The following is a 24,989-nucleotide window of genomic DNA, read 5'->3' as shown; positions in this document are numbered from 1 at the left end:
GCACGCTGTTTCTTGCAGAAACGCGCAAGTTTGGCTAAGCGCGCCGCTTTCTAGGCACAGGGGCACAACGACATTGGCCGCGCAGGATACGCATGACTTCGCCCATCTGACGGGCGCCAGCTATTTTTTGTCGGGGCCTTGCGCACGTCCCGATCCGATGACCGTGCCAGTGCGCGGTGATCTGGCGCATATCCGCATGGCGGGCCGCGTGTTCGTGCCGCATTATATCATCCCGATGCCGCACACCGCGCGCGCCGACACGCCCGTGCTGGCCAAAATCGGCGGCGAGGTGATTGCCACCCTGCCGGCGGGCGCGGTGTTTGACGTGCTGGACGTGGCCTCTGGCCATGCGTGGGGCGAAGTGCCCGGCGGCGCGATCGGCTATGTGGCGGCTGACGCGCTGGAGAACGCGGCATGAGCATCAGCGTTTTCATCGATGGCGCGGCGGGCACCACGGGGCTGGAAATCGCCGACCGGCTGGGCGGCCGGGCCGAGTTTGATCTGATCATTCTGGACGATGCGCGCCGCAAGGACAGCGCCGCCCGCAAGGAAGCGCTGCATGCGGCGGACTTTGCCGTGCTGTGCCTGCATGATGACGCCGCGATCGAGGCGGTGGCCATGGCGCAGGGCAGCAAGGTGCGGATCATCGACGCCAGCACCGCGCACCGCGTCGCCGATGGCTGGACCTATGGCTTCCCGGAAATTTCGGGGCCCGAGGCCGTGGCCAACGCCACCCGCGTGTCGAACCCGGGCTGCTATCCCACTGGCTTTATCGCGCTGATGGCGCCGCTGGTGCGTGCGAAGATGTTGCCTGCCGACTGGCCGTACACGGTCAATGCCGTCTCGGGCTATTCGGGCGGGGGCAAGGCGTTGATCGAGCGGTTCGAGGAAGACCGCGACATCGCTTTCCGCGCCTATGGTCTGGGCATGGGGCACAAGCATGTGCCGGAAATGAAGCGCTATGCCGGGCTGGCGCATGACCCCGTGTTCGCCCCCAGCGTGATCCCCGCCCATCGCGGCATGTGGGTCGAGGTGCCTTTGCCGCTGGCCGCCATGTCGATGCTGGGCAAGCTGGCAGGTGCGCAGGCCCCGGCCAATCTGCATGCCAAGCTGGCCGAATTTTATGAAGGCAGCCAGATCGTGCGCGTTGCGCCGATGGAAACGCCCGCAGAACTGTTGCTGCGCGGATCGATGGCGCCGTCGGACGCGCTGACCCTGCATGTGTTCGGATCTGCCGACGGATCGCAGGCGCGGCTGGTGGCGGTGCTGGACAATCTGGGCAAGGGCGCCAGCGGGGCTGCGGTGCAGTCGCTCAACCTGATGGCGGGCCTGCCCGAAACGGCCGGTCTGGCGCTCTAACACCCGCCGCAATGGCGCAAGAAAGCCGTCGCCCTGTCCGGGCGGCGGTTTTCTGTATGCCCGCGAGCCCTTTGCCGGGTGATTCGCGCGATTGGAGCCGAAATGCGGCATTCACCACCGCACTGCACAATAATGCAGCAACCTCTGCACTGTTTTTAGGCACACCCCTACCATCCTTCCCCGGACAGTGGCCATCTGCCCACAAAAACCCGGTGAATGCGCCTACATTCGCCCCATTTCCGTGGTTTTCCTCTGGCGATGTTTGTCCTATTCGTGTCACGCGACTCTGGCACGGAACTTGTTTTTCCTTGCCGGACAGACGGACATTTTTGGCGGGGGCTCCCCCGGAAAAGGGATGTGGCAGGCGTGAAGAAGATCGAAGCGATCATCAAGCCGTTCAAGCTGGATGAAGTGAAGGAAGCGCTGCATGAAGTCGGCGTTTCGGGCATCACCGTGACCGAAGCCAAGGGCTTTGGCCGCCAGAAGGGGCACACCGAACTCTATCGCGGCGCCGAATATGTGGTCGATTTCCTGCCCAAGGTGAAGCTGGAAGTGGTCGTGTCCGATGACGTCGCCGAGCGCGTGGTCGAAGCGATCGCGGCCGCTGCCCAGACCGGCCGTATCGGCGATGGCAAGATCTTTATCATTCCGGTGGACGGCGCGCTGCGCATCCGCACCGGCGAACGCGGCAACGACGCGGTCTGATCGGGCAGTTACCGCGCGCCGGCCTGGCCCGCGCGCGGTGACGCCAACCTATTGGCCAAGCCCGGGCGGGGGTCCGGACAAGGCTCACACATTTTGATTACCCCCTTTTGCCCTGGCCCTGACCGGTCTTGGGACTATTCGGAGAAAAATGGTAATGGCTACTGCAGCGGATATCCTCAAGCGCATCAAGGACGAGGAAATCGAGTGGGTCGATCTGCGCTTCACCGACCCCAAGGGCAAGTGGCAGCACCTGACCATGGTCTCGACCGTGCTGGGTGAGGACGAACTGGAGCAGGGCCTGATGTTCGACGGTTCGTCGATCGAAGGCTGGAAGGCGATCAACGAGTCGGACATGATCCTGAAGCCGGATCTGGACTCGGTCTATGTCGATCCGTTCTCGGCCACCCCGATGCTGATCATCAACTGCGACATCGTCGAGCCCTCGACCGGTGAGCTGTATGGCCGCGACCCGCGTTCGACCGCCAAGCGCGCCGAAGCCTATGTCGTTGCCGCCGGTTTCGGTGACACCGTCTATGTCGGCCCCGAAGCCGAATTCTTCCTGTTCGATGACGTGCGTTTCTACGACGGCTACAACGGCAACGGCTTCGAAATCGACGACATCGAACTGCCGACCAACTCGAACAAGCAGTATGAAGGCGGCAACCTGGCGCACCGTCCGCGCGCCAAGGGTGGCTACTTCCCCGTCGCTCCGGTCGACAGCTGCGTCGACATCCGTGGCGAAATGGTCAAGACCATGCTGGACATGGGCCTGCCCTGCGACAAGCATCACCACGAAGTGGCCTCGGCACAGCACGAACTGGGCCTGACCTTCGGTACGCTGGTGCAGACCGCTGACCGTATGCAGGTCTACAAGTATGTCGTCCATCAGGTCGCGCAGGCCTATGGCAAGACCGCAACCTTCATGCCCAAGCCGATCATGAAGGACAACGGTTCGGGCATGCACACCCACATCTCGATCTGGGACAAGGGCAACCCGCTGTTCGCCGGTAACGGCTATGCCGGTCTGTCGGACATGTGCCTGTACTTCATCGGTGGTGTGATCAAGCACGCCAAGGCCCTGAACGCCTTCACCAACCCGACCACCAACAGCTACAAGCGTCTGGTGCCGGGCTACGAAGCCCCCGTGCTGCTGGCCTATTCGGCCCGCAACCGTTCGGCTTCGTGCCGTATTCCTTACGGCGCCGGTGCCAAGGCAAAGCGCGTGGAATTCCGCTTCCCCGACGCGATGGCCAACCCCTACCTGTGCTACTCGGCTCTGCTGATGGCTGGTCTGGACGGCATCAAGAACAAGATCCACCCCGGCGAAGCCATGGACAAGAACCTGTACGACCTGCCCGCCGAAGAGCTGGCGCTGGTTCCGACCGTGTGCGGCTCGCTGCGTGAGGCTCTGGACTCGCTGGCTGCTGACCACGACTTCCTGCTGGAAGGCGGCGTGTTCACCAAGGACCAGATCGAATCCTATCTGGAACTGAAGTGGCCCGAAGTTCTGCGTTGGGAAACCACGCCGTCGGCGGTCGAATTCGACATGTACTACTCGGCCTAATTCCCAACGGGAATTTGTCGACAGACAATCGAACAAAGGGGGCGTCCGGGAAACCGGGCGCCCTTTTTGCTGGGTAGCGGCGCACGGTGCATCTGTTCTTAAACCCCGCGCGCTAATCTTGGCCGCGATGCCCCGCGAACCCCGGCCCTTCCCCCGCTTTATCCGTAGCCCATGGATCGGCTGTTTCATTCTGGCCTTTGCACTGGTGCTGGTGCAGGCGATCCCGCTGCTGGGCTGGCTGCTGACGATCCTTGGCCTGTCGCTGTTGATCGCTCTGCTGATCAACATGGGCTTTGCCGCCATGGCGCTGGAGGCGGCGCTGCGGCCGCAATCGCGCCTGTTGTTTGTCTGGCCGCTGCTGTGGTTTGGCGGCTATGGCTTTGTCGCGCTGATCAGCCACATGCAGGCCGACCAGATGCGCGCCGCCGCCGCCGCGCAAAACGCCGCCGCCCATGTGCGCTGGGATCCGGCCACCACCGCGCTGCGCTTTGACCATATGGACGACAGCGGCACCTTTTGGGGGCTGGATCTGGAGCCGGGCTTTGCCGTGCAGGCCTATCCCATTGACCGCGCCTTTCGCCGCGCGCCGGCCGGCGGCACGCGCTGGGGCGCCAGTGGGGCGTCATGGCTGGAATACCGCGATTGCCCCGGCCCGATGGGTATTGGCTCGACCGACGATGAACGGCAATGGAGCATGGTCTGGCGCGGCGGCTATGGCACCACCCAGCCGTTCCACAAAATCACCGGCGTCTGCGCATGGTCCGGCCCGGCCGAACCCACCGGCCCGGTGGTGGATGTGGTGGCCGCCCCGGTGCAACGCATCGGCGGGCTGGTCGAGGGCATCACGCAGGACATGACGATCAACGCCCCCGACCAGCGCCCTGTCACCGTCCGCGCTCTACAGGTGGGCGCCTTGCCGTGGACGCCTTGGTTGCTGATCAACCTGTGGCCCGACCGGGGCGGCGCGAAGCTCGGCTTTTACCGCGGCAATTGGCGGGTGTTCAAGGACGGGACCAACGCCACGCCCCTGCCCGTGGTCGCCGCCGCGCTGGGCCTGAAACCCACCACGATCGAGGCCAAGGTCGCCGCCGCCCACCGTCAATAATCGTGGCGGATCTTGGCGTTGACGCTTTGCCGGCCGGTACTGGCGATGCTGCCCAACAGCGCCAGCCAGCTGGTCAGGCGGAACTCCAGATTGGTGGCCGAATAGCCGCGCCCGTCGGTGACGATCTCGCCATAGAAACGGCGGCCCAGATATTTGCCCACCGCAACGCCCGTCTGGCGGTTCTGCGTCGCGTCCGCGTCCACAATGCGCAGCCGGTCCAGCCCGATCACCGTGCGCAGCTTGTTGATCGGGTCCAGCCCGCCGCCGCCATGCAGTGACGCCAGCGCCGCGCCCAGTTGCAACGCCTCGGGCGCGGAGATCTGGGTGATCGACGATCCGAACAGGATGCGCGCCAACAGCTCCTCCTCGGGCAGCACCGGCACTGACGAGAACGCGATTTCCGGCCGCAAAGACGTGCCGCGCACCGTCACCGTGGCGGTGATGTTGTTGATGCTGGCGCTGGCCACCATGTCCAGTCGCGGATCGGGCGGCGAGGTGCCGTCAAAGGTGATCCGCCCGCGCGTCACGTCAAACCGTTTGCCCGCAAATTCATACGCGCCATCGACCAGCTCGGCATAGCCCGTGATCGCCGGCTCCAGCAAAGCGCCGCGCAGGCGCACATTGGCGCGCCACTGACTGTCCAGCCCCAACCCCTGAATGCGGATGCCGCCCCCCGCCGCGTCCAGCAATAGGCGCCACGGCATCTGCCGCTCGCTGGCGGGGGCGACATCGGCGCGGCGGTTCACCTCGCGCACGGCAACATCGGGCAGACCCACGCTGCTGGCCGCCTGCCCCAATCGCCAGCGCGCACCATCAATCGTCACCCGCCCGGCGATCGTACCCGCCACCCCGTCCGACAGAATGCGCAACGGCCCCGACACGGTGAACGCCATGTCCGGCCGCCCGAACAATTGCGCGTTACGCGCGGCCAGCGTGATGTCGATGGCCGGGCCGCGCGTGCCATCCATGCCCGAAAAATCCACCCGCCCGCTGCCGTTGACCGAGCCATTGGCCGCGCGCCCCTCCAGCCGGGTCAGGCGCAACGTGCCGCGCTCAAACGCGCCGCGCGCGGTGATGCCGGTGATGTCCGTGCCCGATTGCGCGCTTTGCAGCCGCAGGTTGTTGCCCGCCAGCGAGCCGACGATCACCGGATTTTCCAGCGTTCCGGTCATGTCGGCGGCCAGTTCCACCGGCCCTGTCAGGTCAAACGCCTCCAGCGCCATCAGCCGCCACAGCGCGTCAGCCGGCCCGGCATAGCGCATCTGCGCCACCAAAGCCCCCGCCCGCAGCCGCTCGCCCAGATCGCCACTGGCGGGCATGGCGCTGATCCGCGCCTGCATCCGCCCGCGCGCCTGCCCGGCCTCGCTGGCAAGCGCCCGCCATTCCAGCGTGTCCTGTGCCAAACGCCCGGTCACCGCCACATCCACCGGCCGCGAACTGAGCGTCAGGCCGGAACGCGACATGCCCCGGATCAACAGCCGCGCCTCGCTGCGGGGCAGGCCCTCGCGCGGCTGGTCATAGGTCATCACGCCCGAAGCGCGCCCACCCAGCCCCAGATCGGACACCACCACATTGGCCAGCGACAACGGCATGTCGACCAAGCCCAGATGCAGGCTGGTTTCCTGACCCGCCACGCGGCCCCATGTCACCACCCGCCCTCCGGCATAGTCAATCTGCGTGGGGGCCAGCGTCCAGCCATCGGCAACGCCATTGGCCGCGCTGACCGGCGTCAGCATCGCCCGGCGCGGCATCGAGAGCGGTTGCCCGGCGACATCGCCGTTGATCAGCATCGCAATCCCGTCAGGCGCGACATCGGCGATGGCCTGCACGTCAAACCGGCTGCCGCGCCGCCCGCCAATCGCGACCGAAACGCGGCCGCGCCCGTCGGTCAGATTGGCCTTGCCCGCCACCCGGCCGATGAACAGGCGGCCTTGGCCCACGCCCAGCGCCTGCATGTCGCCGCTCAACGTTGTGTGCTGTTTCTGGATCAGCCCGCGCATCGTCAGCCGTCCGCTGCCGATGGTGATCGGACGGACCGCGTCGAACCGGGCGTTGCGCGCCTCCAGCCGGACATCGATGCCCTGCCCGTTCCCCCCGGCCTGCGGCGTCAGGTCCAGCGTGCCGCTCACTCCGCCGCCACTGACCGCCAAACGGCCGCTGGCGCCGTCCTGGCCCAGGCTGACCGCGCCCGACACCACCGTGTTCGACAACGCCAACCGCCGCACCTCTACCCGAGGCGGCGCGGTACGGCCATCAGCCACCCCACCACGCGCCAGCATCAACGCCAGATCGCCGCTGAACGGCCCCAGCTTGCTTTGCCCACGCGCCAGAATGCGCATCGCCATTTCCATATCGCTGCGCCGGGCCGCCCCGTCATCGCCCGACAGATCCAGCGTCACATCGCGCAACCCCGCCGCTGGCAAAGGATTGGCCAGACGCACCACACCATAGGGCGCAATATCGTCAAACCGCAGCACCGCGTCAAACGCACCCCAAGTGGCCTGCCGCCCGCGCAGATCCACCGCCAGATCGCCATTGCGCTGCCGCATCGCAGTCAGGTTCATCGTCAGGCGCGGGGCGGTCAATACCGCGTCAGACACCACCAGATGATGATTTTTGCCCAGTTCCAGCCGCCCATGCAGCCGCAAACGGTCGCCCGCCAGATTGGCCAAGGTGGGGTTGGCCAGACTGATCGTGCCATCGCGCACCTGTGCCTGCGCGCGCCATGGCTGGCCCCGGTCAAACCGTATCTGCACCCCCGCCTGCGCATCGCCCGGCCCCACCGTCAACGGCCAGCCCCGCACCTGCAAATCACCCGCCAAGGCATAGCTGCCACGCAGCAGATCACCGCGCAGCCTGAGCGCGGCGTGGGCGTGGGGGATGGTCAGGCGGATGTCATCCGCGCGCAACGCGCCGGCGCGGCGGATCAGCGTGCCGGTGGCCCGCAGGTCATGCAACTGCCGGTCCAGCGCAATATCGCCAGTCACCACCGCGCTGGCCTGCGCGGTCATCGGCAAACGCCACAAGCCCTTGTCGACCAGTGCCTCACCCTTCAGCGCCAGCCCCAGCATTGCGGTATCGTCACTGGCCCAGCGGTCGGCCTGTGCGGCATAGATCACGCGCGGCGCGGCGTAATCACCGTCCAGCCGCGCCTGAGCCCGCAGGCCATACAGCGTGTCGGTCGCGCTGGCGCGTAACGGCTGATGCGCGGTCAAACGCAAGCTCAGCGCGTTAAACCGCGCCTCGGTCAGGTCAACGCCGCCACTGGCCTGCATGTCCATCCGGTCCGAGCCCAGCCGCGCCTGCCCGTTGACCCGCCCCTTGTCCCATGTGCCGCTGGCCAGCACCTCCAGCCGCGCGCCCAATTGCGCCGCCCGCTGCGTCGAGAACAACGGGGCGGTGTGCAATGTCCCGCGCACCCCCACCTGCGCATCGACCCGGCTCAACCGCAAGTCCAGCGCGGGCTGCGCGCCCTGTGTCGCCACAATCCGGCTGGACCAACGCGCCCATGTGCCCGCGCCATTGGCCACCAACACGCGGTCCTGCGTCGCATGGCTCAGCGCCGCCAACAGCCCGCCCTTGGGCGCTGCATAGTCCACGCCCAGCCGGAAATGATCGGTCGCGCGCGCCGCATCCAGATGCACCGCCAAACGGTCACCACCGCCCAACCGCCCCAGAATGTCCAGCCGCGCCTCGGCCGGATTCAGCCGCGCGCGTCCCGTCAGGTCCACCCGCCGCTCCTGCCCGGCCAGTCCGCGCGCCACCACCAACCGCTCGACCGTCAGCCGGTCGATGCGGATATCGACATCAGGCCATGTCAGCGGCCGCCCGGTGTCGCGCAACTGCGGCGCCCGCAGCAAAGTGCCCCGCCGCAGCGCCAGTTCGCGCACATCCAGCAGGCCGTAAAACCATTCCAGCGGCCGCCAATCCAGCGTCATTTCGCCCGCCCGCAGGAACACGCCATGGGGATCGCGCAAGGCAACCCCCTGCAACCGCGCCGCGCCATAGATCGACCCCTCGATCCGGCCGACCTCGATCCCCAACCCATTGTCCAGCCGGTTGGAGCGCAACACATCGGCAATCAGGCGGTGACCGATCGGCGTGTCCAGCCCCGCCAGCGCCATCACCAGCGCGCTGAGCACCATCAGCGGCAGCACCACGCCATATTTGCGCCAGCCCGAAAACCACGGGCGCGGCGGCTTTACCGGCGTTTCCACCTGCGTGTCGGCCTCCGCCGGCATCAGAACGCCTGACCCAGCGCGACATAGACGCCGATGCGGCTGTCGCCACTGCGCGGGTTGAGCGGCGTGCCCAGATCGATACGGATCGGCCCGAAATTGGTGCGGTAACGAATGCCCAGCCCTGCGCCAAAACGCGTGTCGTCAAAGCGCGGCAACACGCCGGTTTCGGCCCCGCCCATGTCCAGGAACGGCACCAGTTGCAGATTGCCGCCAAACAGGCCGGTGTTCACCCGCGCCTCGATCGAGAATTCATACAGCGAGCGCCCGCCCTTGGGCTCGCCCAAGGCATTGCGCGGGCCAACCAGTTCATAGCCATAGCCACGGATCGACCCACCCCCGCCCGCGTAAAACCGGCGCGAAGGCGCGACATTGTCGATCTGCGTGCCCACCAGACTACCCATCCGCGCCCGCATTGCCAGCACCATTGTGTCGCCCAATGGCTGATACCAACTGGCATCGCCCTGAATGCGGACATATTGGTGGTTTTGGTCGTCGCGCCAACTGATTTCCGGGCTGACCCGCAACGCCGCGCGGTGGCCCCGCGCCGGGTCCAGCAGATTGTTGCTGCCGTCAAACGCCCCGCGCAACGGCAGCGCTGTGGTCAGATAGAATGTGCGCCCCTTGGTGATGCCGCTGGGCACCCCCTCGCGCTCTTCCGAGGCCTGCACCTCGGCGCCCATCGACCATGTCCACGGCTTTTGGAACAGCAATGTCGTCTGCCGCTCATAGGTCGCGGCAAAGGCCACCTTGCGCGCGGCATAGGCGTCCAGCGTGGCGTTGTCGGCAAACAGGTCCACGGTCAAAACGCGGTCCCGCCCGCCAAAATTCGACCGCTTGAAAGTGATGCCGGCCAACTGCTCCTCGGTGCCCAGCACGCCGCGCACGCGGAACGATCCTTCGGGCGGGAACAGGTTGCGGTCTTCCCACGCGGCGCCGATGCGGAAACCCTCGCCCGTGTCATAGCCCATCTCGCCCGAGACCGTATGGCGCGGCGCGCGGGTCAGCGCGATATCCAGCCCCACCACACCGGGCTGGCCATCACGGGGCGGGGTGATCTCCTTGGGCGTGACGGCGGTGTTGGCCACCAGCCCTGTCGCCAGAATTGCGCGGCGCAGATCATCGACATCCTCGCGCTTCCACGGCTGACCGGGACGGAACCGGGCGATCTTTTGCAAATGCCGCCCCGACAAATAACGCGGACTGCTGCTGGTGATCGGGCCGTAGACATATTTGCCACCCGGCACGACCGACAGGCTCAGATCGCCCTCGGCCCGCGCATGATCGACGCTCAGCGCCGGTTTACCCGTCACGGCAAAGGGATACCCCATCTGCCCCAGAGCCCTATCCAGCGCGGTGACGGCATTCACAATGCGGAACGAATCCAGATAGTCGCCCGATTTCAGCCCAAACGCCGCACGCAGCGCCGGCGCGTCGGCCCCCGCCGCATCGATCTGCCCCAGATCCACCGCACCCAGCCGGAAACGGTCGGCGGGCAACATGTCAAACCGCAGGCTGATCGCCGCGCCATTTGTGCCGCCCGACAGGTTCTGGATCACCTCGCCATCGTAATAGCCATAGATGCGCATCAGCCGCAGCAACAGCGCCCGATCGGCCGCCGCGCGCACACTGATCTGCGCCAGATCATCACCTTCACGGATCGGCGTGGTGTTCAGCGTGGACGACTGGCGAAAGCGGATTTCGATACCCATGCGCTCTTCGCGGGACTGGCTGTCGGGCCAGCGCAATTGCACGTTGCGGCCCACCTGGGTCGCCTGGCGCGCCGGGCGTGTGCCGTCACTTTCGCTCAGATCGCCCATCGCGGTGCGCATCGCCTGCGCGGCCGGATCGTCCTGCGCGCTCAATTGCGGCACATCGGGCAAAGCCATGGCCAGCGCGGGCCAGTCGACGGCAAAATCGGGCATGTCGGCCAAGGGCGAATCAGGTCGCAGCGCGGCGGGCACGGCCAACTCGGGCGCGCCGCCCGGCACAGCCGCCGCCCCTTCGGCCGACAAAGGCGCGGGGGCAACGGTCTGTGCGGGCGTATCCCCGACCCCGGTGCTGCGCGCCCATGCCTCTGGCGCGGCCATCGCCGAATCAGGCACCAGCGCGCGCAACTCGTCCTCATCGTTGCGCGGAGCAGGCGTGGGCGCGGGCACGACAGGCACCACAGGCGCGGCCTCCAGCACCGGGGCAGCCGGGACCGCCCCGGCAACCGCCTGCGCCGCCGCGCCATCGGCACCGGCCATCAGCCCCAGACACAGCCCCGCCGTGCCCAGCAACCATCGGGTCAGGCGATGAAGCCCCGTCCCGCCCCCTGTCAGATCAACACCGGGCAAAGCGTGTTCAGACCGGCCGCCGCCCATCCTGCGCCGCAGCGGCAAAGCCACCGCCCAGCCCTGATTTGTCGGCACCGGCATCGCCCCCCTGCGCGGCGCGATCTGCGCGCATGCGCCCGGCAGTGGCGGACACCAGACTGTCCTGTTCCTCGGGTGACATGCGGTGCCAGCCATCACGGCCCAGCCTTTCCAGCGGACGATAGCGCACCTTGTACTGCATCCGGTCCGATCCATCGACCCAATAGCCCAGATAGACGTAAGGAAGCCCCTCGTCCGCCGCGCGCCGGATGTGATCAAGGATGATGTAATTGCCAAGCCCGGTGCGCACCTTGTGTTCCGGATCGTAGAAGGAATAGATCATCGACAACCCGTCGCCCTGCCGGTCAGTCAGGCACGCCCCGACCAAACGGCCAAGCGAACCATCCGCCGTGGGCTCACGATATTCCACCACATAGCTGGTGACGGGCGTGTGTTCCACCATGTCCGCAAAATCCACCTCGTCCATGCCGGCCATGCCGCCGCCGGGGTGGCGCGCGGCCAGATAGCGTTGCAGCAACTGGAACTGCTCGGCCGTGGACCAAGGGTGGCACATGGTGGTGACCAGATCGCTGTTGCGCCGGGCATTGCGCTTTTGCGTGGCCGAGGGCTGAAATTCATTGGCAACAACCCGCACCGATACACAGGCCGTGCAATCGGAACAGGACGGGCGATAGGCCACCGTCTGGCTGCGGCGAAAGCCGATGCGGCCCAGCGCGTCATTCAGCGAATCGGCGTGCGGCCCCTTCAGCTCGGTGAACACCTTGCGCTCGGTCTTGCCGGGCAGATAGGGGCACGGCGCCGGAGCGGTGACAAAGAACCGGGGAAAGCGAACGGGGGCAGTCACGGCGCGCGGCGATCCTTATGGGCGAATGTTCTGGCGTGGCGGCGGCCTGCCGTGGCGGGCCGCTCTCACTTGTCTGCGAATATGCCGATACCCTATGCCGTGTAAAAGGGTATTAACCAATATCTGGACGCATCTGTCTTGGCAAAATCGCGATCTGGCGCGGATCGGGGAGCGCCGTGTTGGCGCGCGCCCCATTCCCGGACATGCGCTCTACGTATGTGTTAACGTATGGCCGGGATCGGGTTGCCGTCCCGGCCGCGCGTCAGTTCAATTCGGCCTGCACCACCTCATAGCCCTTGGCCCGCAGCGCCTTGACCAACGCGTCGATCTGCTCGCCATCGCGGGCCTCGCATTCGATGTCGGCGGTCAGGCCCTTGGCAGGCAGGTGGGTAAAGATGCGCTGGTGATAGACCTCGATGATGTTCACCTGATGCTGGTTGAATTCCTCGACCACCTTGAACAGGGCGCCGGGGCGGTCCTGCAACGTCAGCCGCAGCCGCGCCAGACGGCCCGACCGCGCCAGATCGCGCAGCAACACATTGGCCAGCAAGCGCTGATCGATATTGCCACCCGACAGGACGATGCCCACCTTGCGCCCGGCAAACAGGTGCGGGTGCGACAGCACGGCAGCCAGACCAGCCGCGCCCGCGCCCTCGACCACGGTCTTTTCAATGTTCAGCAACAGCGCCAGCGCGTGTTCCAGCGCCGATTCGCTGACCAGCACGAAATCGTCCAGCAGATCGGCCAGATGCGCCGAGGTGTACTGCCCCGGCTCCTTGACCGCGATGCCCTCGGCCAGCGTGTCGCCACCGATGGGATAGCTGGTGCCCTTGAGCAGGTTGTACATCGAGGGGTACAGTTCCGCCTCAACCCCGATCAGGCCGATGTCCGGGCGGATGGCGCGCGCCGCCGTGCCCATGCCGGTCGACAGCCCGCCACCGCCCACCGGCAGCACCAGCATATCCAGTTCGGGCACATCTTCCAGCATTTCCAGCGCGACGGTGCCCTGCCCGGCGGCCACGGCCGCCTCGTCAAACGGATGGACAAAGGTCAGGCCCAACTGCTTTTCCATGGCGCGGGCATAGGCATAGGCCTCGTCAAAGGTCTCGCCCTCCAGCACCACCTTGCCGCCCACGCTCTCGGTCTGCATGACCTTTACCGTGGGGGTGGGCTTGGGCATGACGATGGTGACGGGCACGCCCAGACGGGTGCCGTGATAGCTCAACCCCTGCGCGTGGTTGCCAGCGCTGGCCGCGATCACGCCGCGCGCGCGCTGCTCTTGGGTCAAGTGCAACAGCGCGTTCAGCGCCCCGCGCTCCTTATAGGCGGCGGTAAATTGCAGGTTTTCAAACTTGAGCCAAATCTCGCAGCCGCAAATCTTTGACAAAGTGCGCGAATGTTCGGTCGTGGTGCGCACCACCTTGCCCGCGATACGGCCGGCGGCCGCACGCACGTCATCGATGGTCAAACGGGCCGGTTCCACAGCCGTGGCGAGATCGTTGCTGTTCTGCGTCATGATCGGCTGCCCCTAGCCGAAAAGCGGACAGTAAGAAAGCGCCCCTTGCACCCGCACGGGGCCAGCATCGTGCGATGCCGATCCGCGATCGCGCGATTGGCCGGTTTGCAAATCCGGCAAAGCGGTTAAAAGGACCGCCATGACCAATCAGACCTCGCCCGCCGCCGAACCCGCCGCCACCGATGCCCCTGTCCAGCCGCGCCGCATCGCGGTGATCGGGCTGGGCGTGATGGGCGGGCCGATCGCGCGCCATCTGGGCAATGCGGGCCATGTCCTGACGCTGTATAACCGCACCCCCGCCCGCCTGACCAAATGGCGCGAGGCCAACCCCCATCTGAACGCGGCCATCGCCAACAACCCTGCCGAAGCCGCCCAGAACGCCGAGGTGGTGATCACCTGCGTTGGCAATGACGATGATCTGGCCGATGTCGTGCTGGGCCCGCAGGGGGTGTTCACCACCTTGCCCAAGGGCGGCGTGTTCATCGACCACACCACCGTATCGGCCCGCATCGCCCGCCAGATCGCGGTCGAGGCGCGCGACAAGGAGGTGCATTGCGTCGACGCCCCCATGACCGGCGCGCAGGCCGGGGCCGAGGCGGGGACGCTGACGCTGATGTGTGGCGGGCGGGCCGACGCGATCGCGCAGGCGACCCCGGTGATGCGCGCCTATGCCCGGCGGATCGTCCATGTGGGCAAGGCCGGGACGGGCCAAGCCACCAAGATGGCCAACCAGATCTGCATCGCCAGCATCATCGCCGGCCTGTCCGAGGCGCTGCGTCTGGCGCAGGCCGAGCATCTGGATCTGGACAAGGTGTATGAGGCGATCTCTGGCGGGGCGGCGCAAAGCTGGCAGATGGACAACCGCTGGCAGACGATGGCGACCGACAGTTTTGACTTTGGCTTTGCGGTGGACTGGATGCGCAAGGATCTGGGGCTGGCGCTGGACGAAGGGCGCGGGCTTGGCCTGTCGCTGCCGGTAACGGCGCTGGTCGATCAGTTCTATGCCGATATTCAGGCGCTGGGCGGCGGGCGTCAGGACACCTCGGCGCTGATCCGCCGCCTGCCGCGCAAGGGCGGGAAATGAGGCTGCGTCTGGGGCCGGTTTCGGCCCTGGCGGTGGTGACAGCGCTGATCTGCGCCGCCCCCGCCCATGCCGATACGCTGATCGACCATGTCAACGGCGTGACCTATGACCTGTCGGGCAATGCCATGCGCTTTACCGGGGTGGTGGTGTCCGATCAGGGGCGCATTGTGCAAGTGCTGCGCGCGGGCGATCCGCGCCCTGCCCGCCCCGACTATATTCTGGATGCCAAGGGCGCGACGATGTTGCCCGGTCTGATCAGCCCGCCCATGCGGCTGATCCCGGCGGGTCTGCGCCTGTTGCTGCCTGCTGCGGCGCAGGATAGCGCGGTGTCGGTCGGCGGCGTGGCCGTGCCCGCCCCCATGCCCAACCCTCGGCCAGAGGACCGCGACACCGCATTGGGCACGATCCAGCCCGCCTTGCTGGCGCGCGGGATCACCACCGTGGTCGACATGGGCACCACGATCGAGGATTGGCAGACCTATCGCCGCGCGGGCGACGCCGGGCGGCTGCGGCTGCGGGTGGTGTCCTATGCCGATGGGCTGGCCAACATGATCCTGATCGGCGGCCCCGGGCCCACGCCTTGGCTGTATCAGGACCGGCTGTACATGGGCGGGCTGTGGGTTGGGGCGCGGGTGATGCCGCCGCCGGTAGCGCGGCCTGTGGCAAAGCCGGTACGCGGCGTCGCGCGGGTCGCCCCTGTCCCTGCCCTGCCCGCTGGCGCGATCAGCGATGTGCAGTTGAAAAACATGATGAGCCGCGCCGCGATGGACCATTTCCAGCCCGCCGTGCTGGCCGCCGAGCCGGGCGCGCAGGCGATTGCCGATGCCGCGATCGTCGAATTGGCCCAGACCTATCAGGGGGACCGCCGCTGGCGAGTGGAACCTGCGCCACCAGTCGAAACGCTGCCCGATGGGGTGAACGCGGCAACACTGCCCACCCGCACCGCGCAGGCCGCCCATGCCGCCATGGCCGAAGCGCGGCTGGGCCGCATCGCGCCGGGGCTGATGGCGGACTTTCTGTTGGCAGAGGGCGATCCATTCCAGCCCGGCGCCTCGCTGCGCCTGCTCTCGACATGGATCGGCGGAGTGCGCGTCTGGCAGGCTGCCGAGCGCGCCCCCTGATCGGCGGTTACGGCAGTTCCGGTTCGGTAACGACGGCGGGCACCTGCGCCTCACGCGCGGCGCGTTTTTCGCCAAACCACATCACCACCAGCGAGCCTTCGAACAACAGCCACAGCGGCACCGCCAGCATCAATTGCGATCCGACATCGGGCGGCGTCAGGACGGCGGCCAGCACGGTGATCCCAACGATCACATAGCGGCGCGCCTCGGCCAATTGGGTGCGGCTGACGATGCCGGCGCGGTTGAGCAGCAGCAGCAAAACCGGCAGCAGAAAGCTGATCCCGAAGGCCAGGATGAACTGCATCACCAGCCCCAGATAGTCACCGACATTGGGCAGCGCCTCGATCTGCATGCCGCCGCGCGCGCCCTGAAAACCCAGCATCCAGTGGAAGGCGGTGGGCATCACCACGAAATAGGCCAGCGCGGCACCGGCCGAAAACAGCACCGGCGTGGCCAGCAGAAACGGCAGAAACGCCTTCTTTTCCTTGGCATACAGGCCCGGCGCGACAAAGGCCCACAATTGGTTGGCGATCACCGGAAAGCTGAGCAGGAAACCGGCGAACAGCGCCACCTTCAGCTCGACAAAAAACGCCTCATACAGCTTGGTATAGACCAGCTTGCCCGCCTCACCATTGGGATAGGCATCGCGCAAGGGGCGCACCAACATCCCCAAAATGTCGTCGACGAAATACAGGCTGATGGCAAACCCCACCGCCAGCGCGCCGATACAGCGCATCAAACGCCCGCGCAGCTCGATCAGATGATCCAGCAGCGGCGCCTGCGTGTCGTCGATATCCTTGATTTCAAAGGCCATGCTGGCGGCTCTGTACCTGCAATGTGAAAGAGGTGGCGCGGCGCATCACGCCGGACCCGCCCCCGGAATCGGGCTTGCGGTCGCGGGCTTGGCCTCCCCCTCGGCCAGAGGCGCGGTGGGGGCGTGGGCGGCAATCTCGGCCGGGACGGCGTCGGCCACCACATGATCGGCCGCCATATGTTCGGGCTGGGGCATCGGGGCATAGCCCGGATCGGCCGCCATAGCCTGCGCCACCGCCGCATCCCCCGCCGGCAAAGCGGCCGGTTCAGCCAAGGTCGCGGCAGGCGGATGCGTTTTCATGATCGCCTCGTTCTGCTCGCGCCACTTCTTCTCCATATCCTCCATCTCCGCCTCGCGGATCATGGTTTCAATGCCGCTGCGGAAATGGCCCGACACGCGCCGCACCTTGGCGATCCAGCGGCCAACGCCGCGCATGGCACGCGGCATGTCCTTTGGCCCGATCACCACCACCGCCACCACGGCCGTCAGCAGGAATTCGGATGGAGCAATATCAAGAAACACGCGCGCGTCCCGTTCTGGTCAATGCCGCTGCTGGTCGCGCCGCGTTTACGATTGCTTGGTGGCGTCGGTGGTGGTCTGCGGCTCCACCGGAGCTGCGGGCTGGGCCGGGATTTGCGCAGCAGGCGGCGGCGGCGCGTCAGCGGCCTTGGCCTCGTCAGCCATGCCTTCCTTGAAGCTTTTGATACCCTTGCCAAAATCGCCCATGATTTCGGACACGCGACCGCGCCCGAACAGCACCAGTACAACGATCAGCACAATCACCCAGTGCCAGACAGACCCGAAACCCATGACGCTTAACTCCTAAACTTGCCGCTGTTTGCCCGCCGAGCGAGCGCAGCGCAAGGCTTTCTCCGGCACATATTTAGGCACTTTCCACGCCGCGCGCCAGACATTGCGCCGATTTTCACCTGTCGGTCATGGGAATCGCCGGGCGCCCTGCCGCATCGGGGGCGTTTTCGTCCGGTTCGGACGTTGCCTCGCCCCCGCCCATCAGCGATTCCAGCGCGCTGTCCACCGGCTCCAGCAGGCCGGTCGCGCGCAATTCCTCCAGTCCGGGCAGGTCGCGCCGCGCCTCCAGCCCGAAATGCGCCAGAAACGCGGGAGTCGTCGCATAGATCACCGGCCGCCCCGGCACCTCGCGCCGCCCGGCAATGCGCACCCAGCCCGCCTCCAGCAAAACGTCGATCGTGCCCTTGGCGGTCTGCACCCCGCGAATCGCCTCGATCTCGGCGCGGCTGACCGGCTCGTGATAGGCGATGATCGCCAATGCCTCTGTGGCGGCGCGCGACAGGCGGCGCGGTTCCTCATGCGCGCGGCGCAACAGATGCGCCATGTCGGGCGCGGTCTGGAAATGCCAACGCCGCCCTCGCTCCACCAATTGCACCCCACGCCCGGCGTAATGCTGGGCCAACGCCGCCAAGGCCGCGCGCACCGCCCCCGGCCCTGGCGCCATCGCCCCCAGATGCGCGGCCAAAGCCTCGGCGCTCATCGGTTCGGTTGCGGCAAACAGGCTGGCCTCCACCGCGCGCGTCAACTCGTCCATCATCGTACCCCCCGCACATGCAACGGGCCAAAGGTCTCGTGCTGCACGATCTCGGCCTTGCCCTGTTTGGCCAGTTCCAGCGCCGCGACAAAACTGCTGGCCAATGCCGAGCGGCGCAGACGTGGATCGGCCCACTCGCCCCCGTAACCGGGCAGAAAATCGCGCAACTCCATCCAGTCCAGCGTCACGCCCAGCATCGATGACACCCGCGCCAACGCCGAATCCAGCGTCATCACCATGCGATCGCGCACCATGTGCACCACCGGCGCTGTGCGCACCTTTACCTGACCATAGGCTTGAATCAGATCGAACAATTCACATTGCCACTGCGCCCGCTTGTCCACGCGCAGGCCTTCGGGCGCGCCGCGCGCGAACACATCGCGGCCCAACCGGTCGCGCGCCATCAGCCGCGCCGCCGCCTCGCGCATGGCCTGCAACCGTTGCAGCCGCAATTGCAGCCGCAGCGCCATTTCCTCGGGGCTGGGGTCTTCCTGCTCTTCCTTGGGCAACAGCATGGCTGATTTCAGGTAGGCCAGCCACGCCGCCATCACCAGATAATCGGCCGCCACCTCCAGCTGCAACGCCTCTGCCGCGTTGATAAAGGCCAGATATTGGTCAACCAGTTGCAGGATCGACAGGCGGCGCAGATCCACCTTTTGCCGCCGCGCCAGATCCAGCAACAGGTCCAGCGGCCCCTCCCACCCGTCCAGCGCCACCACCAAGCGCCCCTCTGCGGGCGCGTCGGCGGGCGGCGTCAGGGCGGCAGGCTCGCTCATGCCGGTTGCGGCACCGCCTGCGCCAGCAACGCATCGCGCCGCGCGATCAGCTCTGCCTGCAACGCCGGATCCCCGCGCAAGGCCACCCGCGTATCGGCCAGCGCCCGCGCCAAACGCGCCGCCGCGCCATCGGGCATGTCGGGACAGGCGTGGGCCAACCCCACCATATCCTCCATCTTTGCCCAGCAATTCAGCACGATGTCACAACCCGCAGCCAGCGCCCGCGCGCCCCGTTCGGGGATCGAACCAGACAAAGCCTGCATATCGATGTCGTCCGTCAGCAACAGCCCGTCAAAGCCGATCTCGCCCCGGATGATATCCGCCACGATCGACGGGCTTTGCGTCGCGGGCCATGCTGCGTCCCATGCGGGGAACAGGATGTGGCTGGTCATGCCGATGGTCGGCTTGAAGGGCGATTCGCGGCACAATGCGCGGAACGGGGCAATGTCCTGCTCCAACTGCGCGGCGGGGACGTCGACGGTGGGCAATTCCTTGTGGCTGTCAGCCATGGCGCGGCCGTGTCCGGGGATGTGTTTGATGCACCCGGCCACCCCGGCCGAGGCCAACCCGTCCAGAATCGCCCGCCCCAGCGCCGCCACCCGGCGCGGTTCCTCACCCAGCGCGCGGTCACCGATCACGTCATGCGCGCCCGGCGTGCGCACATCCAGCGAAGGCCAGCAATCGACCGTAATCCCCACCTCGGCCAAATCCAGCCCCAGCGCATGCGCGTTCGCCCGCGCCGCCGCAATCGCTGTCGCGGGGGCCACGTCCCACGCCCGCGCAAAAGGCTCACCAGCGGGGTATTTGGGCCATTCGGGCGCCTTCATCCGGGCGACACGGCCGCCCTCTTGGTCGATGCAGATGAACAGGTCCGACCGCCCATGGATCGCCCGCAACTCATCCGTCAGTGCACGCAATTGCGCGCGGGTCTGCACGTTGCGGCCAAACAGGATATAGCCCGCCGGGTCCGCATCACGGAAAAAGGCGCGCTCATCCGCCGTCAGGGTCAGGCCCGAAAGGCCGAAAATCACCGGTATCATCGCCCATCCTTGCCATTATCGGCGGCATTTGGGCAAGTCCGCCCGCGCCCCTTCACCACAGCAAAAGGGCCAGAGCGTTCCCGCCCCGGCCCCTGTTGCCGCGCGCCGCCGTGGCCGCGCTCAGTTCTTGACCTGACAGGGCAGCCCTTCGCCGCGCAGCCGCGAACACAGCGCCGCGCCGCCACCGGCATTGGTCACCAGTTGCAGACGATACACCGTGCCCAGATCGATCTTCGCCTCGACGATGCGGTGGTTCATGCCCTTGAGCATGGCGTGCTGACCCGACAGGCGATCCCATCCGGCCTGCGCCAGCGCGCGGCTGGAATAGGCGGCGATCTGCACCACGCCACCGGCCGGACCCGCCACCGCAGCAGCAGCGGGCGCGGCAGGCGCGGCCACCGGAGCGGCCGCCACCGGCGCTGGCGGTGCCACCTTGGTCACGCCGCCGGTCGTGCCGATCACCGCGCCACCCTCTGCCGCCGCGACCGAAGCCGCCGCAGCCGCAGCCCCAGCCGCGGCCGCATGCGGCACATCCATCGGCGCGCTGCGCCCCTGCGAATCGGCAAAGCTGGTGTCGCCCGTCCCGGCAAAGGTCTTGCCCCCGGCGTCGCTGGGCGCCACCTTGACCGGATCGGAGGGAGCAACCACCACGCTGCCATCGGCCGCCGGCGCATCGGCAGGCGTGCGGTGCGTCAGCCAGAAAATGCCGCCGACAATCGCCCCCAGCAGGCCCAGACCGCCTGCCGCCAGACCGATCACCCGCTTGGTATCGACGCCCTCATACTGGCCGTCATCGTCCGATTCCAGCCACGGCAGATGGTCGCGCTCATTCAGTTCCAGCGCCTGATCGTCCTGCGTCATGGCATCCTGCGCACGCGCGCCCAGCGCGGCCAGCGGCTCTTCAACCGCGCCCGTGACACCGGCCACAGCGCCCGAAAAGGCGGCGCTGCCCTGATCCATCAGATGATCAACCCCATCACCGGCCTGTGCCGAAGCCGCGCCGAACAGGGCATGGGCCTGCTGCGCCACATCGCCACCATGGGTCAGCCCGGAATCGCGGACGAAACCGGTGGGATCGTGATCCTCGATCCAGACACCGGCGCTGTCGCCCCAATGTCCGGCGGTCGAGGCGGCATGGTCAAAGGCGGCATCCACCTGCCCCGCCATGTCCCCGGCGCCCAGATCGTTCATCGTGGCGCGGGCGCGGCTTTTCAGCCGGTTGACCACGCCATCGCCCAAACCCTCTTCGCCACCATCCCCGCTCATGGCTACATCTCCTCAACGGCGGCCACGCCCAGCAAGGCCAGCCCATTCCGGACAATCTGCCCTATTTGCGCCGCAAGGAAAAGTCGCGCCGCAGTAATTGTCTCGTTTTCGGACACGATAAAACGCTTATCCGGGCGGTCATTCCCCAAATTGTAGTAGGAATGGAAGGCCGAAGCCACATCATGCAGATAAAACGCGATGCGATGCGGCTCACGCGCGGCGGCGGCGGCCTCTACCTGACGCGGGAATTGCGCCAGCAAACGCACCAAATCCAGCTCTTCCGCGCCCAGCAGGTCCAGATTCGCGGCCGAGGGGGCAAAGCCCTCGTCAGCGCCCTTTTTCATGTTCCGGCAAATACGCGCATGGGCATATTGCACGTAAAACACGGGATTTTCTTTCTTCGCCGCGATCACTTCGGCAAAGTCAAAGTCCATCATCGCGTCAGGCTTGCGGGTCAGCATGGTGAAACGCACCACATCCTTGCCCACTTCGCGCACGGTGTCGGCCAGCGTGACAAAGTTGCCCGAACGCTTGGACATCTTCACTTCTTCGCCATCGCGCAGCAGCTTGACCATCTGCACCAGCTTGACCTCGAACGGCACCTCGCGGCCATCGTTCCCGGTCATGGCGGCAACAGCGGCCTTGATCCGCTTGACCGTGCCGGCGTGGTCGGCGCCCCAAATGTCCACCAGCGCGTCCGCGCCTTGCGCCTTTTGGTAATGGTACGCCAGATCCGCGCCAAAATAGGTCCAGGTTCCATCCGATTTCTTGATCGGACGGTCCTGATCGTCGCCAAATTTGGTGCTGCGGAACAGCGGCAGGGCGACCGGCTCCCAATCCTCGGGCGTCTTGCCCTTGGGCGCTTCCAGCTCGCCGTCATAGACCAGATCCTGCGCGCGCAGCCAAGCCTCGGCCTCGTCCACCTTGCCCGATGCCTGCAATTCCGCCTCGGAACTGAAGACATCGTGGTGGATGCCCAGCAAGGCCAGATCGGCCTTGATCATCACCATCATCGCGGCAACGGCACGGGTGCGGAACAGGGCCAGCCATTCCGATTCCGGCGCGGTGGCGTAACGGTCGCCAAATTCAGCCGCCAGCGCCTGACCCACCGGGACCAGATAGTCGCCCGGGTAGAGGCCTTCGGGGATCTCGCCCACCGCCTCACCCAGCGCTTCACGGTAACGGACATGGGCCGAACGGGCCAGCACCTGCACCTGCGCGCCCGCGTCATTGACGTAATATTCGCGCACCACCTTGTGGCCGGCGGCCTCCAGCAGGCTGGCCAGCGCGTCACCCACCACCGCGCCACGGCAATGGCCCATGTGCATCGGGCCGGTCGGGTTGGCGCTGACATATTCGACGTTGACGGTCGTGCCGCCGCCCACGTTGGAGCGGCCATAGGCCCCGCCCGCCGCCGCGATCGTGCGCAATTCCTCCAGCCACACCGCAGGCGCCAGCCGCAGGTTGATGAACCCCGGCCCGGCGATCTCGGCGCTGGTGACAGCGTCCAGCTTCTCCAGCTCCGCGACCAAGGCGGTGGCCAGCGCGCGCGGATTGGTGCCCGCAGGCTTGGCCAGCACCATCGCGGCGTTGGTGGCCAGATCACCATGCGAAGGATCGCGCGGCGGCTCGACCGTGACGGCGGCGCGCTTCAGCCCGGCGGGCAGCGTGCCAGCCGCGACCAGCGCGTCGAGCGCGGCATCGACATGCGCGGCAAAAGCGGAAAAGACAGGAACGGCGGGTGTTGCGGCAATATCAGACATGCCGCGCCGGTTAGCGCGTTTAGCGCCCAAGCGAAAGCCCGGATTGGCCATCCACGCGCCAATCCGGGGAGATCACGCAACGCGCGGGTTTAGCGCGTGGCGTTATAGCCCAACTGCTCGGTCGTCAGCTGAAAGCCGACCAGCACCTCGAACGAGGCACGGGCAATGGCCGCCTTGACCTGCGGATCGGACAGCGGATCGACCGCCGCATCAGCATCACCACCACGGCGCGCGCGGGTGATGCGGTTGCGGATCGCCGGGTCCAGCGTCGCTTCCTTCTTGTCAATGCTGGCCGTGCCGGTGCCGTTGCCCTGCGCGCGGGTCTGGCCATCCTCGAAATGGACGGTGGCCATGGCGATCCGCTTGGCCACAACGACATTGCCGCCGCGCATCACGGTGACGAAATAGGGCACCGTCACATCGCGCGCGCCGCGCCCATCGCGGCGGCTGGCCAGCACCTTGAAGCTGACCTGCGCGTTGACGGGGCTGGCCTTGGGATCGCAGGTGCTGCGCACGTCGGTGATCGCGGCGGTGACATCGATGTTGTCGGCGCTGGTGTTGCCCGGCACCTTGAACAGCGTCACCTCTCCGGTGCCATCGGCGATGCCCACCGCCGGACAGGCCGAGCGGATCGCGGTGATGCCCACCCCTTCCTCGACCACCAACTCGCCGGTGGATTTGCACCCGGCCAAGGCGACAGAGGCAAGCGCGGCCACGATCAGGCCAGCGCGCGAAGCAGTGAACGGGCGGAAACGAAATGGCATATCGGGTCCTCGAACTACCTTGGTGAATGCCCCAAGGGGGAATCCTTGGCAACTGCCCTAGCGGGCCGCTGCGCAAAGCGCTAGAGGCGCATGTATGAACGCTTCCTGTCCCACCGCCCAGCAGGCGCCCGATGGCGCCCCCGCCAACCTCCCGCCGCTGCGCCTGTTGATCGCGGCCCCGCGCGGGTTTTGCGCCGGTGTCGACCGCGCGATCGAGATCGTCGAGCGGGCGATTCGCAAATATGGCGCCCCGGTCTATGTCCGGCATGAAATCGTGCATAACCGCTATGTGGTGGACGGATTGCGGGCCAAGGGCGCGATCTTTGTCGAGGAACTGGACGAGGTGCCCGATGGCGCGCCGGTGATTTTCTCGGCCCATGGCGTGCCCAAGGCGGTGCCAGCGGCGGCTGACGCGCGCGGGCTGGACTGGCTGGACGCCACCTGCCCGCTGGTCTCCAAGGTGCACCGTCAGGCCGAACGCCATATCGAGCAGGGCCTGCACATCCTGTTCATCGGCCATCGCGGCCACCCCGAGGTGATCGGCACCTTTGGCCAAGTGGCCGAGGGCAACATGACGCTGGTCGAAACGCTGGACGATGTGGCGGGCCTGACCTTTGGGGCCGAGGACAAGCTGGGCTTTTTGACGCAGACCACGCTGTCGGTGGACGACACGCGCGAGATCGTTTCGGCCTTGCGCGAACGTTTCCCCCAAATCATCGGCCCCAAGGCCGAGGACATCTGTTACGCCACCAGCAACCGGCAGGCCGCGGTCAAGGCGATCGCCCCGCAATGCGACCTGTTGCTGGTGATCGGCGCGCCCAATTCGTCGAACTCGATGCGGTTGGTCGAGGTGGCCGACCGTGGCGGCACACCCGCCCGTCTAGTGCAGCGCGCGACCGATATCGAACAGGCATGGTTTGACGGCGTCGAGACGCTGGGCCTGACCGCCGGCGCCAGCGCGCCCGAGGAACTGGTGCGCGAGGTGATCGAGCATCTGGGCACTTTCCGTCAGGTGGCGCAGGAAACCGTTGTCACCACCGAGGAAAAGATGGTGTTCAAACTGCCCCGCCAGTTGACGGAATAAGCCG

At 66.7% G+C, this 24,989-nt stretch carries 21 protein-coding genes; 8 read left to right on the top strand and 13 right to left on the bottom strand.

The window, feature by feature from the left end:
* Positions 1 to 157 precede the first annotated feature (157 nt).
* The 5 genes from GTZ99_RS09680 to GTZ99_RS09660 all read left to right on the top strand — a co-directional run bounded on the left by GTZ99_RS09680 (position 158) and on the right by GTZ99_RS09660 (position 4,733).
* A complete protein-coding gene (locus tag GTZ99_RS09680) occupies positions 158 to 418 on the top strand; it encodes an SH3 domain-containing protein (RefSeq protein ID WP_227711222.1) in 261 nt (86 codons plus the stop codon).
* A complete protein-coding gene (argC, locus tag GTZ99_RS09675; RefSeq protein WP_161718242.1) occupies positions 415 to 1,359 on the top strand; it encodes an N-acetyl-gamma-glutamyl-phosphate reductase in 945 nt (314 codons plus the stop codon). The genes GTZ99_RS09680 and argC overlap by 4 nt, the downstream gene beginning before the upstream one ends.
* Before the next feature lie 366 nt (positions 1,360 to 1,725).
* Positions 1,726 to 2,064 carry a P-II family nitrogen regulator gene (locus GTZ99_RS09670; RefSeq protein ID WP_161718240.1) on the top strand — a complete coding sequence of 113 codons (339 nt, stop codon included), beginning with the start codon at positions 1,726 to 1,728 and terminating at the stop codon, positions 2,062 to 2,064.
* A 154-nt stretch (positions 2,065 to 2,218) separates the two neighbouring features.
* Positions 2,219 to 3,628: a type I glutamate--ammonia ligase gene (gene glnA / locus GTZ99_RS09665; protein ID WP_161718238.1), complete on the top strand. Its 1,410-nt coding sequence runs from the start codon at positions 2,219 to 2,221 to the stop codon at positions 3,626 to 3,628.
* A 127-nt stretch (positions 3,629 to 3,755) separates the two neighbouring features.
* Positions 3,756 to 4,733, top strand: coding sequence for a hypothetical protein (locus GTZ99_RS09660; RefSeq protein ID WP_161718236.1), 978 nt, complete (start codon positions 3,756 to 3,758; stop codon positions 4,731 to 4,733).
* Here the strand turns inward: GTZ99_RS09660 and GTZ99_RS09655 are convergent.
* From GTZ99_RS09655 to GTZ99_RS09640, 4 genes are all read right to left on the bottom strand, one after another.
* Positions 4,727 to 8,974: a translocation/assembly module TamB domain-containing protein gene (locus GTZ99_RS09655; RefSeq protein ID WP_161718234.1), complete on the bottom strand. Its 4,248-nt coding sequence runs from the start codon at positions 8,972 to 8,974 to the stop codon at positions 4,727 to 4,729. The two genes, GTZ99_RS09660 and GTZ99_RS09655, sit on opposite strands and share 7 nt — an antisense overlap.
* Positions 8,974 to 11,391 (bottom strand): autotransporter assembly complex protein TamA, encoded by a 2,418-nt coding sequence (locus tag GTZ99_RS09650; RefSeq protein ID WP_227711221.1) that lies wholly within the window; start codon positions 11,389 to 11,391, stop codon positions 8,974 to 8,976. The genes GTZ99_RS09655 and GTZ99_RS09650 overlap by 1 nt, the downstream gene beginning before the upstream one ends.
* A complete protein-coding gene (locus tag GTZ99_RS09645; RefSeq protein WP_161718232.1) occupies positions 11,318 to 12,193 on the bottom strand; it encodes an arginyltransferase in 876 nt (291 codons plus the stop codon). Before GTZ99_RS09645 ends, GTZ99_RS09650 begins: the two co-directional genes overlap by 74 nt.
* 262 nt (positions 12,194 to 12,455) lie before the next feature.
* Positions 12,456 to 13,709, bottom strand: a complete 1,254-nt coding sequence (locus GTZ99_RS09640; protein WP_161718230.1) for a threonine ammonia-lyase — start codon at positions 13,707 to 13,709, stop codon at positions 12,456 to 12,458.
* Between the two features lie 139 nt (positions 13,710 to 13,848).
* Here GTZ99_RS09640 and GTZ99_RS09635 point away from each other — a divergent pair, with 139 nt between their 5' ends.
* Both GTZ99_RS09635 and GTZ99_RS09630 read left to right on the top strand, forming a co-directional pair.
* Positions 13,849 to 14,793, top strand: a complete 945-nt coding sequence (locus GTZ99_RS09635; RefSeq protein ID WP_161718229.1) for an NAD(P)-dependent oxidoreductase — start codon at positions 13,849 to 13,851, stop codon at positions 14,791 to 14,793.
* A complete protein-coding gene (locus GTZ99_RS09630; protein ID WP_161718227.1) occupies positions 14,790 to 15,914 on the top strand; it encodes an amidohydrolase family protein in 1,125 nt (374 codons plus the stop codon). The genes GTZ99_RS09635 and GTZ99_RS09630 overlap by 4 nt, the downstream gene beginning before the upstream one ends.
* A 7-nt stretch (positions 15,915 to 15,921) precedes the next feature.
* Here GTZ99_RS09630 and tatC read toward each other — a convergent pair whose 3' ends face one another.
* The 9 genes from tatC to GTZ99_RS09585 all read right to left on the bottom strand — a co-directional run bounded on the left by tatC (position 15,922) and on the right by GTZ99_RS09585 (position 23,901).
* Positions 15,922 to 16,728 carry a twin-arginine translocase subunit TatC gene (tatC, locus tag GTZ99_RS09625; RefSeq protein ID WP_161718225.1) on the bottom strand — a complete coding sequence of 269 codons (807 nt, stop codon included), beginning with the start codon at positions 16,726 to 16,728 and terminating at the stop codon, positions 15,922 to 15,924.
* Positions 16,729 to 16,773: 45 nt separating this feature from the next.
* Positions 16,774 to 17,250: a Sec-independent protein translocase protein TatB gene (gene tatB, locus GTZ99_RS09620; protein ID WP_161718223.1), complete on the bottom strand. Its 477-nt coding sequence runs from the start codon at positions 17,248 to 17,250 to the stop codon at positions 16,774 to 16,776.
* 45 nt (positions 17,251 to 17,295) lie between these two features.
* On the bottom strand, positions 17,296 to 17,538 hold the full coding sequence (locus GTZ99_RS09615; RefSeq protein ID WP_161718221.1) for a twin-arginine translocase TatA/TatE family subunit: 243 nt from the start codon (positions 17,536 to 17,538) through the stop codon (positions 17,296 to 17,298).
* Between the two features lie 115 nt (positions 17,539 to 17,653).
* Positions 17,654 to 18,295, bottom strand: coding sequence for an SMC-Scp complex subunit ScpB (scpB, locus tag GTZ99_RS09610; RefSeq protein WP_161718219.1), 642 nt, complete (start codon positions 18,293 to 18,295; stop codon positions 17,654 to 17,656).
* On the bottom strand, positions 18,292 to 19,068 hold the full coding sequence (locus GTZ99_RS09605) for a segregation and condensation protein A (protein WP_161718217.1): 777 nt from the start codon (positions 19,066 to 19,068) through the stop codon (positions 18,292 to 18,294). The genes scpB and GTZ99_RS09605 overlap by 4 nt, the downstream gene beginning before the upstream one ends.
* Positions 19,065 to 20,108, bottom strand: coding sequence for a beta-N-acetylhexosaminidase (gene nagZ, locus GTZ99_RS09600; RefSeq protein WP_161718215.1), 1,044 nt, complete (start codon positions 20,106 to 20,108; stop codon positions 19,065 to 19,067). The genes GTZ99_RS09605 and nagZ overlap by 4 nt, the downstream gene beginning before the upstream one ends.
* A gap of 120 nt (positions 20,109 to 20,228) precedes the next feature.
* Positions 20,229 to 21,374: an SPOR domain-containing protein gene (locus GTZ99_RS09595; RefSeq protein WP_161718213.1), complete on the bottom strand. Its 1,146-nt coding sequence runs from the start codon at positions 21,372 to 21,374 to the stop codon at positions 20,229 to 20,231.
* A 2-nt stretch (positions 21,375 to 21,376) separates the two neighbouring features.
* Positions 21,377 to 23,137 (bottom strand): arginine--tRNA ligase, encoded by a 1,761-nt coding sequence (gene argS / locus GTZ99_RS09590; RefSeq protein WP_161718211.1) that lies wholly within the window; start codon positions 23,135 to 23,137, stop codon positions 21,377 to 21,379.
* A gap of 89 nt (positions 23,138 to 23,226) precedes the next feature.
* Entirely contained in the window at positions 23,227 to 23,901 is a 675-nt protein-coding gene (locus GTZ99_RS09585; protein ID WP_161718209.1) for a hypothetical protein, read from the bottom strand.
* 94 nt (positions 23,902 to 23,995) lie between these two features.
* Between GTZ99_RS09585 and ispH the strand changes: the two genes are divergently transcribed.
* Positions 23,996 to 24,985, top strand: coding sequence for a 4-hydroxy-3-methylbut-2-enyl diphosphate reductase (gene ispH, locus GTZ99_RS09580; RefSeq protein WP_161718207.1), 990 nt, complete (start codon positions 23,996 to 23,998; stop codon positions 24,983 to 24,985).
* Positions 24,986 to 24,989 lie beyond the last annotated feature (4 nt).

The sequence above is a fragment of the Novosphingobium ovatum genome, from assembly GCF_009909235.1.
GTDB classification, from domain to species: domain Bacteria; phylum Pseudomonadota; class Alphaproteobacteria; order Sphingomonadales; family Sphingomonadaceae; genus Novosphingobium; species Novosphingobium ovatum.
This window is presented reverse-complemented; position numbering and strand designations above follow the sequence as displayed.

What these genes read in the sequence shown, in the direction of transcription:
- GTZ99_RS09680 (WP_227711222.1), top strand. Translation starts at nt 158, where the DNA reads ATGACCGTGCCAGTGCGCGGTGATCTGGCGCATATCCGCATGGCGGGC.
- argC (WP_161718242.1), top strand. Translation starts at nt 415, where the DNA reads ATGAGCATCAGCGTTTTCATCGATGGCGCGGCGGGCACCACGGGGCTG.
- glnA (WP_161718238.1), top strand. Translation starts at nt 2,219, where the DNA reads ATGGCTACTGCAGCGGATATCCTCAAGCGCATCAAGGACGAGGAAATC.
- GTZ99_RS09660 (WP_161718236.1), top strand. Translation starts at nt 3,756, where the DNA reads ATGCCCCGCGAACCCCGGCCCTTCCCCCGCTTTATCCGTAGCCCATGG.
- GTZ99_RS09655 (WP_161718234.1), bottom strand. Translation starts at nt 8,974, where the DNA reads ATGCCGGCGGAGGCCGACACGCAGGTGGAAACGCCGGTAAAGCCGCCG.
- GTZ99_RS09650 (WP_227711221.1), bottom strand. Translation starts at nt 11,391, where the DNA reads ATGCCGGTGCCGACAAATCAGGGCTGGGCGGTGGCTTTGCCGCTGCGG.
- GTZ99_RS09640 (WP_161718230.1), bottom strand. Translation starts at nt 13,709, where the DNA reads ATGACGCAGAACAGCAACGATCTCGCCACGGCTGTGGAACCGGCCCGT.
- GTZ99_RS09635 (WP_161718229.1), top strand. Translation starts at nt 13,849, where the DNA reads ATGACCAATCAGACCTCGCCCGCCGCCGAACCCGCCGCCACCGATGCC.
- GTZ99_RS09630 (WP_161718227.1), top strand. Translation starts at nt 14,790, where the DNA reads ATGAGGCTGCGTCTGGGGCCGGTTTCGGCCCTGGCGGTGGTGACAGCG.
- tatC (WP_161718225.1), bottom strand. Translation starts at nt 16,728, where the DNA reads ATGGCCTTTGAAATCAAGGATATCGACGACACGCAGGCGCCGCTGCTG.
- GTZ99_RS09615 (WP_161718221.1), bottom strand. Translation starts at nt 17,538, where the DNA reads ATGGGTTTCGGGTCTGTCTGGCACTGGGTGATTGTGCTGATCGTTGTA.
- scpB (WP_161718219.1), bottom strand. Translation starts at nt 18,295, where the DNA reads ATGATGGACGAGTTGACGCGCGCGGTGGAGGCCAGCCTGTTTGCCGCA.
- GTZ99_RS09605 (WP_161718217.1), bottom strand. Translation starts at nt 19,068, where the DNA reads ATGAGCGAGCCTGCCGCCCTGACGCCGCCCGCCGACGCGCCCGCAGAG.
- nagZ (WP_161718215.1), bottom strand. Translation starts at nt 20,108, where the DNA reads ATGATACCGGTGATTTTCGGCCTTTCGGGCCTGACCCTGACGGCGGAT.
- GTZ99_RS09595 (WP_161718213.1), bottom strand. Translation starts at nt 21,374, where the DNA reads ATGAGCGGGGATGGTGGCGAAGAGGGTTTGGGCGATGGCGTGGTCAAC.
- argS (WP_161718211.1), bottom strand. Translation starts at nt 23,137, where the DNA reads ATGTCTGATATTGCCGCAACACCCGCCGTTCCTGTCTTTTCCGCTTTT.
- GTZ99_RS09585 (WP_161718209.1), bottom strand. Translation starts at nt 23,901, where the DNA reads ATGCCATTTCGTTTCCGCCCGTTCACTGCTTCGCGCGCTGGCCTGATC.
- ispH (WP_161718207.1), top strand. Translation starts at nt 23,996, where the DNA reads ATGAACGCTTCCTGTCCCACCGCCCAGCAGGCGCCCGATGGCGCCCCC.